The sequence below is a fragment of the Salipiger sp. PrR003 genome (assembly GCF_010500785.1).
GTDB classification, from domain to species: Bacteria; Pseudomonadota; Alphaproteobacteria; order Rhodobacterales; family Rhodobacteraceae; genus Salipiger; species Salipiger pacificus_A.
In genome coordinates, this window is sequence record NZ_JAAGOV010000120.1 from 67052 (window position 1) to 83522 (window position 16471).

General features: G+C 68.0%; 14 protein-coding genes. 5 read left to right on the forward strand and 9 right to left on the reverse strand.

Annotation, left to right across the window (positions count from 1 at the left end):
• Positions 1 to 72: 72 nt before the first annotated feature.
• The gene (locus tag G0D83_RS31090; RefSeq protein ID WP_164198578.1) at positions 73 to 1548 is read right to left on the reverse strand and encodes an NAD-dependent succinate-semialdehyde dehydrogenase; all 1476 of its coding nucleotides are present in this window, start codon (positions 1546 to 1548) and stop codon (positions 73 to 75) included.
• An 89-nt stretch (positions 1549 to 1637) separates the two neighbouring features.
• Here G0D83_RS31090 and G0D83_RS31095 point away from each other — a divergent pair, with 89 nt between their 5' ends.
• Entirely contained in the window at positions 1638 to 2426 is a 789-nt protein-coding gene (locus G0D83_RS31095; protein ID WP_164198579.1) for an alpha/beta hydrolase, read from the forward strand.
• A 100-nt stretch (positions 2427 to 2526) separates the two neighbouring features.
• Complete coding sequence (locus tag G0D83_RS31100) at positions 2527 to 4686, forward strand: esterase-like activity of phytase family protein (RefSeq protein ID WP_164198580.1); 2160 nt, start codon at positions 2527 to 2529, stop codon at positions 4684 to 4686.
• 109 nt (positions 4687 to 4795) lie between these two features.
• Here G0D83_RS31100 and G0D83_RS31105 read toward each other — a convergent pair whose 3' ends face one another.
• On the reverse strand, positions 4796 to 5695 hold the full coding sequence (locus G0D83_RS31105) for a LysR family transcriptional regulator (RefSeq protein ID WP_203595701.1): 900 nt from the start codon (positions 5693 to 5695) through the stop codon (positions 4796 to 4798).
• Positions 5696 to 5804: 109 nt separating this feature from the next.
• On the opposite strand from G0D83_RS31105, the gene G0D83_RS31110 reads away from it, so the two are divergent.
• Complete coding sequence (locus G0D83_RS31110) at positions 5805 to 6767, forward strand: NAD(P)-dependent alcohol dehydrogenase (protein ID WP_164198581.1); 963 nt, start codon at positions 5805 to 5807, stop codon at positions 6765 to 6767.
• A gap of 91 nt (positions 6768 to 6858) precedes the next feature.
• Here G0D83_RS31110 and G0D83_RS31115 read toward each other — a convergent pair whose 3' ends face one another.
• From G0D83_RS31115 to G0D83_RS31140, 6 genes are all read right to left on the reverse strand, one after another.
• Positions 6859 to 7335: an Hsp20 family protein gene (locus tag G0D83_RS31115; RefSeq protein WP_108964128.1), complete on the reverse strand. Its 477-nt coding sequence runs from the start codon at positions 7333 to 7335 to the stop codon at positions 6859 to 6861.
• 150 nt (positions 7336 to 7485) lie between these two features.
• Complete coding sequence (locus G0D83_RS31120) at positions 7486 to 8271, reverse strand: serine protease (protein WP_164198582.1); 786 nt, start codon at positions 8269 to 8271, stop codon at positions 7486 to 7488.
• Complete coding sequence (locus G0D83_RS31125) at positions 8268 to 9047, reverse strand: serine protease (protein ID WP_370457372.1); 780 nt, start codon at positions 9045 to 9047, stop codon at positions 8268 to 8270. Before G0D83_RS31125 ends, G0D83_RS31120 begins: the two co-directional genes overlap by 4 nt.
• Before the next feature lie 79 nt (positions 9048 to 9126).
• On the reverse strand, positions 9127 to 10419 hold the full coding sequence (glcF, locus tag G0D83_RS31130; protein WP_164198583.1) for a glycolate oxidase subunit GlcF: 1293 nt from the start codon (positions 10417 to 10419) through the stop codon (positions 9127 to 9129).
• Between the two features lie 24 nt (positions 10420 to 10443).
• Positions 10444 to 11541: an FAD-binding protein gene (locus G0D83_RS31135; protein WP_164198584.1), complete on the reverse strand. Its 1098-nt coding sequence runs from the start codon at positions 11539 to 11541 to the stop codon at positions 10444 to 10446.
• A gap of 100 nt (positions 11542 to 11641) precedes the next feature.
• Positions 11642 to 13090, reverse strand: a complete 1449-nt coding sequence (locus tag G0D83_RS31140; RefSeq protein WP_164198585.1) for an FAD-linked oxidase C-terminal domain-containing protein — start codon at positions 13088 to 13090, stop codon at positions 11642 to 11644.
• A 132-nt stretch (positions 13091 to 13222) separates the two neighbouring features.
• Here G0D83_RS31140 and G0D83_RS31145 point away from each other — a divergent pair, with 132 nt between their 5' ends.
• A complete protein-coding gene (locus G0D83_RS31145) occupies positions 13223 to 13633 on the forward strand; it encodes a CopD family protein (RefSeq protein WP_164198586.1) in 411 nt (136 codons plus the stop codon).
• Between the two features lie 2 nt (positions 13634 to 13635).
• On the forward strand, positions 13636 to 14340 hold the full coding sequence (locus tag G0D83_RS31150; RefSeq protein WP_164198690.1) for a DUF599 domain-containing protein: 705 nt from the start codon (positions 13636 to 13638) through the stop codon (positions 14338 to 14340).
• Between the two features lie 64 nt (positions 14341 to 14404).
• On the opposite strand, the gene G0D83_RS31155 is transcribed toward G0D83_RS31150, so the two are convergent.
• Positions 14405 to 16447 carry a glutamine amidotransferase gene (locus tag G0D83_RS31155; protein ID WP_164198587.1) on the reverse strand — a complete coding sequence of 681 codons (2043 nt, stop codon included), beginning with the start codon at positions 16445 to 16447 and terminating at the stop codon, positions 14405 to 14407.
• Between the last annotated feature and the right edge of the window lie 24 nt (positions 16448 to 16471).

The following is a 16471-nucleotide window of genomic DNA, read 5'->3' on the forward strand; positions in this document are numbered from 1 at the left end:
GTGCCCATGTGTGAGGGGCGCCGCCCCTCACACGCGCCGGAATATTTCCGCCCAGACCAAAAGGGCAGAGGCTCAGACGCTCAGGCAGACGTATTTCATCTCGAGGTAGTCCTCGATGCCGTGGTGGCTGCCTTCGCGGCCGAGGCCGGACTGCTTGACCCCGCCGAAGGGGGCGAGCTCGGTGGAGATGAGGCCGGTGTTGACCCCGACAATGCCGTATTCCAGCGCCTCGGCCACCTTGTACACGCGGCTGAGGTCCTTGGCGTAGAAATAGGAGGCGAGACCGAAGATCGTGTCGTTTGCCATCTCGATGACCTCGTCTTCGTCCTCGAATTTGAAGAGCGGCGCGAGGGGGCCGAAGGTCTCCTCGGTGGCGAACTTCATCTCTCGGGTGGCGCCGGTGACGATGGTCGGGCCGAAGAACTGGCCGTCCAGCTCCTGCTCCTCGCTGCCGAGAAGGACCGTGGCACCCTTCTCCTTGGCGTCGCGGATATGCTCCTGCACCTTGTCGATCGCCTTGGAGGTGATCAGCGGGCCGAGGTCCGTGCCCTCTTCGAGCCCGTCACCGACCTTGAGCTTCTTCACTGCGGCGGCGAGGTTCTCGGCGAAGGCGTCATAGACGCCGGACTGCACGTAGATGCGGTTGGCGCAGACGCAGGTCTGGCCGTTGTTGCGGAACTTGCAGGCGATGGCCCCCTCGACGGCGGCATCGAGATCGGCGTCGTCGAAGACGATGAAGGGCGCGTTGCCGCCCAGCTCCATCGAGCATTTCATCACCTGGTCGGCGGCCTGGCGCAGCAGGATGCGGCCGACCTCGGTGGAGCCGGTGAAGGTCAGCTTGCGCACCTTGGGGTTCTCGCAGAACTCCTTGCCCGCCTCGGACGAGGAAGAGGTCGGCACCACGTTGAACACGCCGGCCGGGATGCCGGCGCGTTCGGCGAGCACCGCGATGGCCAGCGCCGAGAGCGGGGTTTCCGAAGCCGGGCGCGCGACGAAGGCGCAACCGGCGGCCAGCGCGGGGCCGGCCTTGCGGGTGATCATCGCGTTGGGGAAGTTCCAGGGCGTGATCGAGGCGGCGACGCCGATCGGCTGCTTGATCACCGTGATGCGCTTGTCGCGGGCGTGGCCGGGAATGGTCTCGCCGTAGACGCGCTTGGCCTCTTCGCCGAAGAACTCGATGAATGACGCGCCATAGGCGATCTCGCCCTTGGCCTCTGCCAGCGGTTTGCCCTGCTCTGCGGTCATGATGATGCCGAGGTCGTCCTGGTTCTCCATCATCAGGTCGAACCACTTGCGCAGGACCTTCGCGCGCTCCTTGCCGGTCCAGCTCGCCCAATCCTTCTGGGCGGCGTAGGCACCGTCGATGGCGCCGGCGATCTGGTCACGGCTGAGATCGGCGACGCGGGCGATCACGTCGCCGCGGGCGGGGTTGGTGACCTCGAATTCGCCGTCGGCGCCGGTGATCCATTCGCCGTTCACATAGGCGCGGGTGGCAAGCAGGCTGGGGTCCTTCAGCAGCCCGGGAAGGTCGGTGGTCTGGTCAAGCATGGTGATCTCCATCTGTCGTGCCGCGTTTCCTGCTGCGGGCGTCGGCGTATCTGCTATTCCCTACTCTAGTACGAGAACGGAGGATGACGATGGATCTCAGCGACGCATATGCCAATGCAGCCCATATTCCCGGTGCGGCCGACTTCCCGTCCCGCTGGAGCGAGGAGGCCGAGGCGTTCCGGGCAGAGCTTGCCGAAACGGGACGGTTCCGCAGCCTCGCCTACGGGCCGGGCGCGCGCGAGGCGCTGGATCTCTTTCTGCCCGAGGGGGAGGCGAAGGGCCTCGTGGTCTTCGTTCACGGCGGCTACTGGCTGCGCTTCGACCGCTCGGTCTGGTCGCATTTCGCCGCGGGCCCGCTGGCGCAGGGCTGGGCGGTCGCTATGCCCTCCTATGATCTCTGCCCCGATGTGCGGATCGCGGACATCACCCGGCAGGTTGCCGTGGCCGTGAGCCGGGCGGCGGAGGAGGTCGCAGGTCCGATCCACCTCACGGGCCATTCGGCAGGCGGACACTTGGTGGCGCGCATGCTGGCGCCGGCGCTGCTGCCGGAGGCGGTGGCGGCGCGGATCAAGCGGGTGGTGCCGATCTCGCCGCTGTCGGACCTGCGCCCGCTGATGCAGACCGACATGAACGAGGGTCTGAGGCTGGACGCGGCCGAGGCGGAGGCCGAGAGCCCGATCTTCCAGCCCGCGCCGCAGGTGCCGGTGACGGTCTGGGTCGGCGCTGCCGAGCGTCCGGTGTTCCTCGACCAGGCGCGCTGGCTGGGTGAGGCCTGGGGCTGCGAGGTGGTGATCGACGAAGGCCTGCACCATTTCGACGTGATCGATGGGCTGGTCGAGGCGGACAGTCCGCTCTGCCGTGCGGTGACCGGAGCCTGAGGCGCCGCCCTAACGCGCGTCATGTAGACGTCACGGCATCGTCATTCCTGCGTTACAGAGCGGGCGCATGGCGTTCCCCATGACAACAGGGGGACGTCCCATGACCATCCGCACGCTGTGCCTGACCTCGGCACTGGCGCTTTTCGCCGGTGCCGCGCAGGCCGAGATGACCTTCAACCGCATCGCCAGCTTTGCCACGCCCGAGAACATGGCCGAGGGCGAGGACCGCGCGCGCGTGACCTCGGCCGAGATCATCTATGCCTCGGAGGATGGCAACACGCTGGTCTACACCGACAGCCCGCTGGGGGTGATCGGTCGCATCGACATCACCGACCCGCGTGCGCCGAAGCCGCTGGGCAATATCGAGATGGGCGGCGAGCCGACCTCGGTGGCGGTTTCCGGCGGCACAGCCTTCGTCGGCGTGAACACCTCCGAGAGCTTCACCAATCCGTCGGGCAAGCTCGAGATGGTCGAGATGTCGACCGGCGAGATCACCGGCGAGTGTGACCTCGGCGGCCAGCCGGACAGCGTGGCGCTGGCCAAGGACGGCAGCTTCGTCGTCGTGGCCATAGAGAACGAGCGCGACGAGGATGCCGGCGATGGCCGTGTGCCGCAGATGCCCGCTGGCTACGTGGCGATCCTCGACGTGGTGGACGGTGCGGCCGACTGCGCCAGCCTCGTGAAGGCCGACGTGACCGGCCTTGCCGAGATCGCGCCCGAGGATCCCGAGCCCGAGTTCGTCGACGTCAACGGCCTCGGCGAGATCGTCCTGACCCTGCAGGAGAACAACCACCTCGTCGTGTTGAACAAGGCCGGAGAGGTGCTGAGCCATTTCACCGCCGGCACCACCGACCTGACCGAGATCGATGCCACCGACGAGCGCGGCGCGCTGATCTTTACCGAAAGCCAGCCCGGCCGCCTGCGCGAGCCGGACTCGGTGCAGTGGATCGACGACGAGACTTTCGCCATCGCCAACGAGGGTGACATGGACGGCGGCTCGCGCAGCTTCACCGTGTTCCGCAAGGACGGCACCGAGCTTTACGACAGCGGCAACAGCTTCGAGCACGCCGTGGTGCAGGTTGGCCATTACCCGGACAAGCGCTCCGACGCCAAGGGTGCGGAGCCCGAGGGTATGGAAGTCGCGACCTTTGACGGCACGCCCTACATGATCCTGCTCTCGGAGCGCGGCTCGGTCGCCGGTGTCTACGACATGACCGACCCCGCCGCACCGGTGCTGAAGCAGATGCTGCCCTCGGGGATCGCCCCAGAAGGTGCCGTGGCGATCCCGCAGCGCAACCTGCTGGTCACCGCCAACGAGGAAGACCTGATCGAGGACGGCGGCGTGCGCGCCCACGTGATGATCTACGAATACGCCGAGGGCGAGGCGATGTATCCGACGCTGACCTCGGAAGGCGCGGACGAGCTGATCGGCTGGGGTGCGATCTCGGGCATGGTCGCGGGCGAGGACGGCAAGGTCTACGCGGTCAACGACAGCTTCTACGGCTTCCAGCCGCGGATCTTCGTCATCGACCCCAGCTCTAAGCCCGCCAAGATCACCCATGCCATCGAGGTGACCCGCGCGGGACTGCCGGCGCAGAAGCTCGATATCGAGGGCATCACGCTCGACGGCGAGGGTGGCTTCTGGCTGGCCTCTGAGGGCAATACCGCCAAGCTGGTGCCGCATGCGCTCTACCACGTGACTGCAGAGGGCGAGATCAAGGAGGAGGTGGGCCTGCCTGCCGAGTTGCTGGCGCAGGAGAAGCGGTTCGGCTTCGAGGGCGTCACCATGCTGGACGGTACGCTTTGGATGGCGGTGCAGCGCGAGTGGGGCGACGATCCGAAGGATCACGTGAAGCTGGTGTCCTACACCCCCGAGACCGGGGAATGGGGCGCCGTACGCTACGCCAAGGCCGCCGCCGAGACCGGCTGGACCGGGCTTTCGGAGATCACCGCCCATGGCGATTACGTCTACGTGGTGGAGCGCGACAACCAGATCGGTGCCGCGGCGGTGACCAAGAAGGTCTATCGCATCCCTGCCGCCGAGATGGTTCCCGCAGCGCTGGGGAGCGAGCTTCCCGTGGTCAGCAAGGAAGAGGTGCGCGACCTGATTCCGGACCTGAAGGGCTGGGGTGGTTACGTGGTCGACAAGGTCGAGGGTCTCGCCATCACGCAGGATGGCACCGTTTACGTCTCGACCGACAACGACGGCGTCGACGACAGCTCGGGCGAAACCTTCTTCTGGTCGTTCCAGCTCGACTGATCTCCCAGACCTGAAACAGGGGCGCCGTGCGGGAAACCGTGCGGCGCCCTTGTCGTTCTTGGGGCCGGGGGCAAGCTCGCGCCGTGCGTAACTGGAAAGAGAAGAACGGTCAGGACGCGCGCAACAGCGGCGGGATCAGCTCGGCCAGAAGGTCATAGACGAGACGGATTCGGCGCGAACTGTGCAGCTCGCGATGGGCGACCAGCCAGACCGGATAGGGAATTTCCAGCTCGGGCAGGACGCGCGTGAGTTGCGGGTCGGGATCGCCGAGGCCGAGCGGGCCGACGCCGATGCCAAGCCCCGCGCGGGCCATCTGCCAGTGTACAAGATGGCTCGAGCTGACAATCGGGAAGTTCGCCTCGGTGACCGGCGCGCCGAGCTCGCGCAGGAAGGCCCTGTGCGGGCCGGGGTCCTCGAAGGCGATGAACTCGGCCGCAGCGAAGTCGGGCAGGGACTCGATCTGCGGCAGCGTGGCGAGATAGCCGGGCGTGGCGTAGAAACTGCCGCGGTCTTCGGCGATGCGTTTCGCGATGAGGTCAGGCTGCTCCGGCCGGGCGTTGCGCAGGGCGATATCGGCCTCGCGGCGCCGCAGGTCGCGGATGGCGTTGGAGGCGAGGATCTCGATGGTCAGCCCGGGCGCGGCGGCGCGAATCCGTGGCAGGACCTGTGGCAGCAGCCAGGCGGAATAGATCTCCGAGGCGGTGATCGTGACGTGCCCGGCGATATCCTGCTGCTGCCCGGTGGCGACGCGCGACAACCGTTCTGCCGCCTCACCCATGGCGCGGGCGTGCTCGGCGAGCTGCATGCCCGCTTCCGTGAGCCGAAGCCCGGTGCCCTGACGCTCGAAGAGAGTGAGGCCCAGTTCCCTTTCCAGCGCCGCCACCTGCCGCCCGAGCGTTGGCTGGCTCATCTTCAACGCGCGGGCCGCGCCCGAGAGTGAGCCCTGTTCGGCGGTGGCGAGAAACCCGCGCAGCCGGTTCCAGTCGAAGCGGAGGTTCTTCCAGTCCATGCGTATTTGTATGGCCATGGTGCAATACTGGTCAATATTCCTGCGCAATCGTTGAGTGTATCTGCGGCTCATCCAAGCAAGATCCGATTTGACCCCCGAGGAGCCAGCCATGAAAGCCGCCACCGTCCACCGCTACGGCCCCGCCGATGTCCTGCAGATCGAAGAGCTGCCGCGCCCCGTGCCGGGACGGGGCGAGATTCTCCTCCGCGTCCGCGCTGCCTCGGTCACCACCGCCGACTGGCGCCTGCGCGCCGCGGCCTTCCCCGGAGTACTGGCGCTGATCGGGCGGCTGGTTGCGGGCCTGTGGAGGCCGCGGCATCTCGTGCCGGGCTCGGATGTGGCGGGTGAGATCGCGGCGCTGGGTACAGGTGTCGAAGGGTTTGAGGTCGGGCAAAGGGTTGTCGCCGTGCTCGGTCACGGCGGGCATGCGGAATACGGGCTTGCGAAGGCCGAGGGCGCGGTGGCGCCGATCCCCGACGGCATGGGGTTCGACGAGGCCGCCGCCTTGCCCTTCGGCGGGCTCACGGCGCTGGAATTCCTGCGCGACGTCGCGAAGCTGCGTGCGGGGCAGAAGGTGCTGATCCTCGGGGCCTCTGGCGGCGTCGGCGCCTACGCGGTGCAGATCGCCGCAGCGCTCGGCGCGGATGTGACCGCCGTGGCGGGGCCAAGACGCGAAGCCATTCTGCGCGGCCTCGGGGCGGAGCGCGTGCTCGACTATCGCAGCGACGAGATCACAGGCCGCTTCGATCTGATCTTCGACACGGTGGGGGCGATGAGCTGGCCCGAGAGCCGCGGACTGCTGGACAAGCAGGGGCTCTTCCTGCCACTCAACTTCGGGCTGCGCGAGCTTGGCCACCTGCTGCGGTCCAAGCTCTCCGGCGGCCCGCGCATGGCGCTTCACGTGAGCGGCGACAGCCGCGAGGGGCTGGAGAGTCTGCTGGCGCTGTGGCGCGAGGGCAGGCTGCGCCCGGTCATCGACTCCCGTTTCGCGCTGGACAATATTGCCGAGGCGCACCGTCTGGTCGAGACGCGGCACCGGGCCGGCGCGGTGGTGCTGGAGGTCGGCGCGTAGCGGGGTAGGGTGGTCCTGAAGCGTCGGGGGCAAGACGCAAGAAGGGCCCCGCTGCGTCCAGCGGGGCCCTCGTCAGGTCAGGACGCGCCGGTCAGTTGACCGACTGCGAGTCGACCACGTCCTTCTCGATGGCCTTCGAGGCCTGCGGCTTGGCGATGGCGATCCGGCGCGGTTTCAGCGCTTCGGGGATCTCGCGGCGCAGATCGATGTGCAGCATGCCGTTCTCATGCGTTGCGCCCTCGACCCGGACGTGATCGGCAAGCGTGAAGCGGCGTTCGAAGGCGCGGGTGGCGATGCCGCGGTGCAGGTAGGTGCGGCCTTCGCTGTCTTCGGATTTCTTGGCAGAGACCACCAGCGCGTGCTCTTTCACCTCGACCGAAAGGTCCTCGTCGGCGAAGCCGGCCACGGCGATGGAGATGCGATAGGCATCATCGGCGGTCTTCTCGATGTTGTAGGGGGGGTAGCTGGGCTGGGCCACGTCGCTGGCCAGCACCCGGTCCATCATGTCGGCGATCTGGTCGAAGCCGACCGTGGCGCGATAGAGCGGGGCAAGATCGAAATGTCGCATGGGAATCCTCCATTGAGCGAAACGTGCGATAGCTTTGTGCTGCGCCTTTCCATCCGGAACAGGCGCGGGGTTGATCCAGGGCCCTGTCTCAGGCACCCCGGTAACGCTCAGATGGGGAGAGATTTTTGTGCTTTCAAGAGGGCGGCGATCTCAAGGTTTCACGAAGCGCGCGCCGGTGCCGTCGCGCCCGCCGCCGACGGTGATGCGCCGCGCTCCGGCGCTGGCCACCGGGCGGGCGGCGTCAGCGCGCAGCCGTGCCGCCAGGTCGGGCACCAGCGCCGCGATCCCCGGCCCGTAGGCCGCACCGCCGCCGCTCGAGGAGATCACCGACAGGATCCGCAGCCGCCCGTTTTCACGCAGGAAGACCGGCGCGCCCGAGCTGCCGAAGGTCACGTCACAGTCAAAGCCCAGGATGCCGTCGGCGAAATGCCCGGTGACCGCGCAGGAGGGCTCGCGCGAGAGCACGTCTTCGCGGCCCTTGCCATAGCTGAGCACGGTGACCTCGCTGCCCTCGGGCGCATGCTGAAGGAGGCGGAAGGGATCGGCCTCGGCGCTGGTGATCGGCGCCTCGAGCTTGAGCAGCGCGACGTCGACCGCGACGGTCTCATGGGTCGGCCGCGAGCGCTGGACGTAGGCGGGCGGGGTGACCCAGCGGCGCACCCGCTGCGCCACGATCTCGGTGCCGCGCGCGTAGCCGGCGCGAAAGGTCAGGCTCTCGGGCGGGCGTGGCGTGCCGTCCGGGGTGTAGACACAGTGGGCGGCGGTCAGCACGAGGTCCGGGGCAATGAGCGCGCCGGTGCAAAAGGCGCCCTTGGCGTCGAGACGCCCCACGGCCTCCCAGCCGAGCAGGTCGCCGCGCCCGTCGATCACGTCGAAATTCGCCTGCGCCCATGCCAGCCCCGGCAGCAGCAGGAGAAGGGCGAGACCCCCCCTCATGGTTTGATGAACTTCGCGCCGGTGTCGCGCCGGGTGCCCGCGACGAGCGGGTTGAGCACGATGTCTTCCTCGAACGCGCCGCGCAGTTCGGCAAGCGGGCCCGAAAGGCCGGTGGCCAGCGAGACCGGCGCGCCGCCGGCCTCGGCCTTGGCCGAGATGACCGACACGATGCGCGGCGCGCCGCCCTCGAACGAGAAAACCGGCGAGCCGGAGCTGCCGAAATCCACCGTGCAGTCGAGCACCAGCATGCCCTCCTGTCGGTCAAGCACGCCGCAGTAGTCCTGCAAGGCAGGGGCTTCTGATCGGTCATGTGCATAGGAGACGACGCCCAACTCGTCCCCTGCCTCGGGGAAGGGGCCGAGGCTGAAGGGCGCGATGGCGCTGTTGCGGATCGGCAGCTGCAACTCGATCACCGCGAGGTCGCTGCGGACCCGCTCGGGGCTGGCCGGGGCCTTGAAGTCGTAACTGTCGAGCGAAAGTGCCCGGCGCACGCGGCGGTAGGCAGCGGCGCGGCCGTTGCGCCATCCGGCGAGGAACTGGATCTGCTCCACCGGTACCCGCGCGCCGCTCTGCGAGTCGAACAGGCAATGCGCTGCGGTGAGCACGAGGTCCGGCGCGATCAGTGCGCCGGTGCAGAAGGCCTTGCCGCCGATTTCCAGCCGCCCGACCGCCTCCCAGCCGCGCCCGTCCTCGCGGCTTTCCATGGAAAACAGGCTACCCTGCGCGAAAGCTGGCGCGGCCAGCAGCGCGGCGAGCAGCGCAATGAGGTATCTCACGCAAATGACTCCCTGTTCGCCCGCCCACGCTAGGGCGCGTCTGGGGCGAAATTGGGGCGCTTGCGGAGAGTCTATGGGGTCAGTCCATCGCCTCGAGTGCGCGCGGTCTTGGCCCGCCGGTGGCCCAGTCGAGCAGCTCAACGGTGTGCACGACCGGCAGCCCGGTGCCCGAGCCGATCTGCATCATGCAGCCGATGTTGCCCGCGGCGATGAGCTGCGGCGCCTTGGCCTCGAGCGTCTGCACCTTGCGGTCGCGCAGCTGTTTCGAGATCTCGGGCTGCAGCAGGTTGTAAGTGCCGGCGCTGCCGCAGCAAAGGTGGCTGTCGGCGGGCTCGACCACCTCGAAACCGGCGCGCTTGAGCAAATCCTTGGGTGCGGCTTTCACCTTCTGGCCGTGCTGCAGCGAGCAGGCGGAGTGATAGGCGACGCGCAGACCCTTCGGCGCGCCTTGCGGGATCTCGAGATCGCGCAGCAGCTCGCTGATGTCCATCGCCTTGGCCGAGACCTGCGCCGCTGCCTCCGCGAGCGGCGAGCTGCGGAACATGTGGCCGTAGTCCTTCACCGTGGTGCCGCAGCCCGAGGTGTTGATGACGATGGCGTCGAGGCCCTCGCCCTCCATCTCGGCCATCCAGGCGTGGATATTGGCCTCGGCCGAGCCATGCGCCTCCTTCTCGCGCCCCATGTGGTGGGTGAGCGCGCCGCAGCAGCCGGCGCCCTTGGCCACCACCACCTCGCAGCCGAGCCGCCGCAGCAGGCGGATGGTGGCGTCGTTAATGTCGGTGTTCAGCGCCTTCTGCGCGCAGCCGGTCATCAACGCCACGCGCTTGCGCTTCGGCGCGGTGGCGGCAAAGCTCTGCGGATCGTCGTTGCGGCTGACCGGCGGGATGCGCTTGGGCGCCATCTGTAGCATCGCCTTCAGCCGCGGGTCGGGCAGCAGCCCGGCAAAGGGACGGCCCAGCTTCGCCAGCGCAAGCGCGACGCGGAAACGCATCGGGTGCGGGATGATCTGTGCCAGCGTCCAGCGCAGCGCCCGGTCGTGCCAGGGGCGGGTGTAGTTTTTCTCGATATAGGCCCGCGCGTGGTCCACGAGGTGCATGTAATGCACGCCCGAGGGGCAGGTGGTCATGCACGACAGGCACGAGAGGCACCGGTCGATATGCTTCACGGTCTTGGCGTCCGGCACGCGCTCGTTCTCGAGCATGTCCTTGATCAGGTAGATGCGTCCGCGCGGGCTGTCGAGCTCGTCGCCCAGCACCTGGTAGGTGGGGCAGGTGGCGGTGCAAAAGCCGCAATGCACGCAGGAACGCAGGATCTCGTTGGCCCGTTGCGTCCCCGGATCGCGAAGCTGGTCGGGGGTGAAGGTGGTCTGCATGTCTTGGTCCTCAGCTCGCTCGGGTCACGCCATCAGCCCGGGGTTCAGCACGCCGCGCGGATCGAAGCGGCGGCGCAGCCCTTCGCTGAGGGCGGCGACGGGGGCGGGATCGGGATGGAAGGCGGGCGTGCCGCCGGTGCCGCGCACCCGCGTGGCATGGCCGGCAAAGGCGCCGAGTCGGGCGCGGGCGTCTGTGCCCTCGGGCAGCAGCGCCCAGAGCAGCCCGCCGCCCCAGTCGTAGAGCAGCGCCTCGGCACGCAGCCGCGCGGCCAGCTCCGGCGCGTCCGAGGGCTTGCAGGAAATCCGCCAGATATCTCCCGCGCGGCCCTGCAGGGCCGCGACATCGCGCACGGCGGCCCATAGGTCGGCGACAGCGGCGGGATCGGTCTCCTCGGTGATCTCGCGCCCCGGGAAGAGCGCCTTGAGCTGTTGCAGCCGGTAGGCGACCGAGCGCGCGAAGCCCTCGATGCGCAGCAGAGTGGTGCGCGCCGCCGGATCATGCGCCGCGCCAGTGACATCGTAGGGCGATCCGAGCGCCGCCGCCATCGCCGCCACCGCCTCGGCATCCGAAAGCCCGTGCAGCACCAGCGTTGCCGCAGCCTCGGGCTTCGGCAGCACCTTGAAGCTCACCTCGGTCAGCACCCCGAGCGTGCCATGGCTGCCGGCCATCAGCTTGACCAGATCGTAGCCGGTGACGTTCTTCATCACCCGCCCGCCATTCGACACAACGGTGCCCGCGCCATCGACAAAGCGCACGCCCAGAAGGAAGTCGCGGCAGGCGCCGGACGCGATGCGCCGCGGCCCCGAGGCATTGGCCGCCACGATCCCCCCCAGCGTGCTTTCGCCCTGCGTGCCCAGAAGGCCGCGCATGTCCGGCACCTCGAAGGCGAGCCGCTGGGCCTCGGCGTCGAGCGCGGCCTCCACCTCCGAAAGCGGGGTGCCCGCCTTGGCCACCAGCGTCAACGCGCCCGGCTCATAGAGCGTCACGCCCGACAGGCCGCCGGTTTCCAGAAGCGCGCCCTCTGCGGTGCCAATCGGGCGGGTGCCGCCGCCACGGATCGACAGCGCGCCCTTTGTGCCAAGGATCGCCTCGGCCAGATCATCTTCGCTCGTCGGTCTCATGTTCTTCTAGGTCCCAATATCCCGGGGTGCGGAGGCGCAGCCCCCGTGTAGATCTGTGCGCAGGGACGTCGCCCTTGCTCTGTCCTGAGTGCAGCCGCTTTCATTCAGCGGCGATGGCGAGGGTCCGGCGGCTTTTCGAGGCGTCCAGCGGGAACACCTTTGCCGGGTTCAGCAGCCACTGCGGATCGAAAACGTCCTTCACCGCCATCTGCGCCTCGAGATCGGCGGGCCGGTATTGCGTGTGCATGAGGTCGCGTTTCTCGATTCCCACGCCGTGCTCGCCGGTCAAGCAGCCGCCGACCTCGACGCAGAGCTTGAGGATCTCTGCCCCGAAGCGCTCGCAGAGCTCGAGCTGGCCTTCCTCGTTGGCGTTGAAGAGGATCAGCGGGTGCATGTTGCCGTCGCCGGCGTGGAAGACATTTGCGACTTTCAGGCCGAACTCCTCCGACATCTCGCCGATCCGACGCAGCACGTGGGGCAGGGAGGAGACGGGAATCGTGCCGTCGAGGCACATGTAGTCGTTGATCTGCCCCATGGCGCCGAAGGCGGACTTGCGGCCGAGCCAGATGCGGCCCGCCTCGTCCTCGTCGCGCGCCTCGCGCAGCTCGACCGGATTGTGGCGCTTCGCAATTTCGACGATCTTCTCGAGCTGTTCGGCGATCTCGGCCTCCGAGCCCTCGACCTCGACGATCAGCAGCGCCTCGCACATGGGGTAGCCCGCGTGGGCAAAAGCCTCGCAGGCCTCGATGCAGGGGCGGTCCATGAACTCGATCGCCACCGGCAGCACGCCGGCCTTGATGATGTCCGACACGCATTCCCCGGCGACCTCGTTGGCGGCAAAGCCCATCAGCACCGGCCTTGCGCCCTCGGGCTTGCGCAGGATGCGCAGCGTTGCCTCGGTGACCACGCCAAGCTGGCCCTCGGAGCCGCAGATCACGCCCAGCAGGTCGAGCCCCGGCGCGTCGAGGTGCGCGCCGCCAAGCTCGATCACCGTGCCGTCCATCAGCACCATGGTCACGCCCATGAGGTTGTTGGTCGTCACCCCGTACTTCAGGCAATGCGCGCCACCCGAATTCATCGCGATATTGCCGGCGATGGCGCAGGCGAGCTGCGAAGAGGGGTCGGGGGCGTAGAAGAAGTCTTCCTCGGCCACCGCGCCGCTGACCGAGAGGTTGGTGCGCCCGGTCTGCACGCGGATGAAGCGGTTGGCGTAATCCGTCTCGAGCACGCGGTTCATCTTCGCGACGCCGAGGATCACGCTGTCGGCCGTGGGCAATGCGCCGCCGGCGAGCGAGGTGCCGGAGCCGCGCGGCACCACGGGAACGCCTTCCTCGTGGCAGATCTTCAGCACGGCCGAGACCTCTTCGGTCGAGGAGGGCAGGACCGCGCAGAGCGGCGGGCAACGGTAGGCGGTGAGCGCGTCGCATTCGTAGGCGCGGGTCTCGGACAGATCCGAGATCACAGCGCTGGCGGGCAAGACCTCCCTCAGCCGCGCGACGATCTGGTCCTTGCGCGCGAGGATGCTTGCATCGGGGGCTGGCATCTGCATCGGGGTCTCCTCCTCGAATTGGTAAACTCATATAACCAATTTGCGCGGGGGCCAAGCATTTTTGCCATGGTGGCGCGCGTGCGGTGCCTGCGGATCTTGCGCGAGGCAGGAGAATGATAACAGGTGGCCCTCATGACTTGGCTGAAGATCATTCACATTCTTTGCGTCATGGGGTGGATGACCTCCATCTTCGCCGTGCCGCGCGCGCTCATCTACTGGAAACGCGACTTCGCGAAGACCGGGGAGTTCGGGCCCCTCGGAGACCTGACCTACCGGCTCTACCGCTTCTCGGCGGGGCTGGCTGTGATCGCGGCAATCACCGGGCTCTGGCTCGGGGTGCTCTGGGGCTTCCCGGCCTGGCTGCACGCCAAAATCGCCCTCGTGGTGCTGCTGGCGGCGCATTATGTCTGGACCGGCGTGCTGGTCGGTCGGGCCAAACGCGGCACGTTCCGCGAGTCGGACATGTTCCTGCGCATATTCAACGAGATCAGCGTGGTGGGCACGATCGCCATCCTGTGGCTGGTCGTGGCCAAGCCGTTCTGACCATGCTGCCCTCGCTCGATCCCTTCTATTACTTCACGCCGCTCGATCTGGCGGGGGTGCTGCTGCTGGTGGTCAGCTGGCTTGCCTGTTCGTGGCTGATCGAGCATCCGCCGGCGCGCCGCCCTTCGGTCTCGGTGCTGATGGCGCGCTACCGGCGGCACTGGATGAAACACTTCGTCACCCGCCAGCCGCGCATCTTCGATTCCAGCATCATCGGCAGCCTGCGGCAAAGCACGGCCTTCTTCGCCTCGACCTCGATGATCGCCATCGGCGGGATTTTCGCATTGCTGGGCAACCCGGACCGGGTGCGCGGCGTGGCCGACGACCTTTCGGTCGGGGGCGATGCGCCCACGATCGTCTGGGAGGCGAAGCTGCTGCTGATCCTTGCCTTCGCCGCCAACGCCTTCTTGAAATTCGTCTGGTCGAACCGGCTCTTCGGCTATTGCTCGGTGATGATGGGGGCGGTGCCGAACGACGAGAGCACCATCGCCTATACCCGCGCTGCGAAGGCGGCCGAGATCAATATCCTTGCAGCGCGCAGCTACAACCGGGGCCTGCGCTCGGTCTACTTCGGCATCGGCTCGACCGCCTGGCTGCTGGGCTCGATCCCGCTGCTGATCGCGGTGGTGATCACGATCTCGGTGATCCTGCGGCGTGAATTCACCTCTCAGTCGCGCGAGGTGCTGCTGGCCAGCGAGGAGGGCTGAGGCAGGGGCTTTTCCCTTCAAAGGGAAGGGTTGTTCTGAGAGCAGCCGACCTGCCAGCCGCGGCTCAGCGACGCCCCTCGCGCAGCCACGCCCCGACGATGAAGCCTGCCGCGAGCAGCAGGGTCAGCCAAGGCGGCAACAGAGGGATGCGGGTGACATCCATCGTCTCGAAGGCCTCGCGCGGGGTGATCCCGAGCCAGCCGCGGCCCGCGGCGGGGCGCCCGGCACCGACCGCGCGAATGGTCGGCAGCCCCTCTTCGATCCGCGCCTCTCCGCCGCGCAGCGAGGCGACGACCGGTTCCAGCGCCCCGCCATCGGCGATGGTCTGCTCGAACTCGCGCGGGGCGGCAGGGCCGAGGCCGATCACCGATTCCTGGTCACCCTCCTTCAGCCGGTAGAGACCGATTTCGGGCCCGTCGTATTCCGCCTCGAAGCGGCCCGGCGAGACCTCTTTCAAGGAGACGCTGTCTTCGGTTCCATCGGGGCGGGTCACGGTGACCGCGCCCACGCCCTCCTCCAGGGTGCGGCGGATGATGCGCATGCGCTGGCCCGTGGCCTCGGCCCAGAGCGCTTCTTCCTCGAGCTCGGGTTCCTTCATCATCCAATGCGCCAAGCGTCGCAGCAGGTCGAGCTGCGGGCCGCCGCCTTCGAAGCCGCGCGACCAGAGCCAGGCCTGATCCGAGGCGATGAGCGCCACGCGCCCTTCGCCGATCCGGTCGAGCACCAGCAGCGGCTTGTCCTCGGCGCCGGTCATCAGGACCTCGGCGCTGTCGTTTGGCTGCACCTCGACCTGGCGCATCCATCGGCCCCAGCTGTCCTCTCCGGTGAGACCGGCGGTGACCGGGTGTCGCTGTCCGAGGTCGGTGACCGTGGGCCGATAGCCGCGGTCGATCACCCGGGCGGTGGGCTCGGCGGGCAGGATCTCGGACAGGGGTGAGCGATAGATGGAATCGGCGCTGGCGAAATCGGGACCGGCGGCAACCAGCACGGCGCCCCCATTCTCGACGTAGTTGCGCACGTTCTCGAGGTAGATCGCTGGCAGGATGCCGCGCCGTTTGTAGCGGTCGAAGATGATCAGATCGAAATCCTCGATCTTCTCGAGGAAGAGCTCGCGGGTGGGAAAGGCGATGAGCGAGAGCTCGGTGACCGGCACGCCGTCCTGCTTTTCGGGCGGCCGCAGGATGGTGAAGTGAACGAGATCGACGGAGCTGTCGGACTTCAGCAGGTTGCGCCAGGTGCGGCTGCCGGCATGGGGTTCGCCCGAGACCAGCAGCACGCGCAGCCGGTCTCGCACGCCGTTGATCTGCACCAGCGCGGTGTTGTTGCGGTCGGTGAGTTCGGCCTCGCCTTCGGGGGTGGTGAACTGGATCACGTTGAGCCCGCCATGCGGCAGGGTGACCGGCAGCTCAATGTCCTGGCCGAGCGGCACGCGGTAGCTGTCAGGCTCGCCGCCATCGATCGAGATCCGCAGCTCGGTCTCGCGCTCTTGCGGGGCGGCACCATCATCCTCGATCCGCAGGGTGAGGGTCACCGGCTCGCCGAGGATCGCAAAGGCCGGGGCATTCTTGACGATGAGGCGCCGGTCCCAGTCGGTGTCATGCCCGGTCAGCAGAAGGTGCATGGGCGCGGGCAGCGATGGCGCGCGTTCGAGGTCGTGCAGCCGCCCGTCTGACAGCAGGAAGATCCCGGCGACGCGGCCGCGCGGCTCTTCGGCGAGGGCCCCGGACAGGGCGGTCATCAGCAACGTGCCGCTGTCGCCCTCGCCGTCGGGTACGGTAATGCGGCGCACCTCGGTGTTCGGCCGCGCCGCGAGCCGCGCCTCGAGCGCGTCGGCGGTCTCGGAGGTGGTCTCGAGCCGGTCGCCGAGGCGCTGCGAGGCGCTCTGGTCCTCGAGCAGCAGCACGATGTCGGAGAGCGGCGCGCGGTCCTCTTCCTGGAACGAGGGCTGGGTCAGCGCTGCCACCAGCACGAAGCCGGCGAAGAAGCGCAGCGCCCAGCCGGGCATGCCGCGCCAGAGCGCCAGCGCCACGGAGGCCAGGGCCACGGCCCCTAGCGCCCAGATCACGGGCCAGGGCAGGAGCGGGTCAAAGACGATTTCGCCGGTCATTCGGGGAGTCCGTTGCTTGGGCCG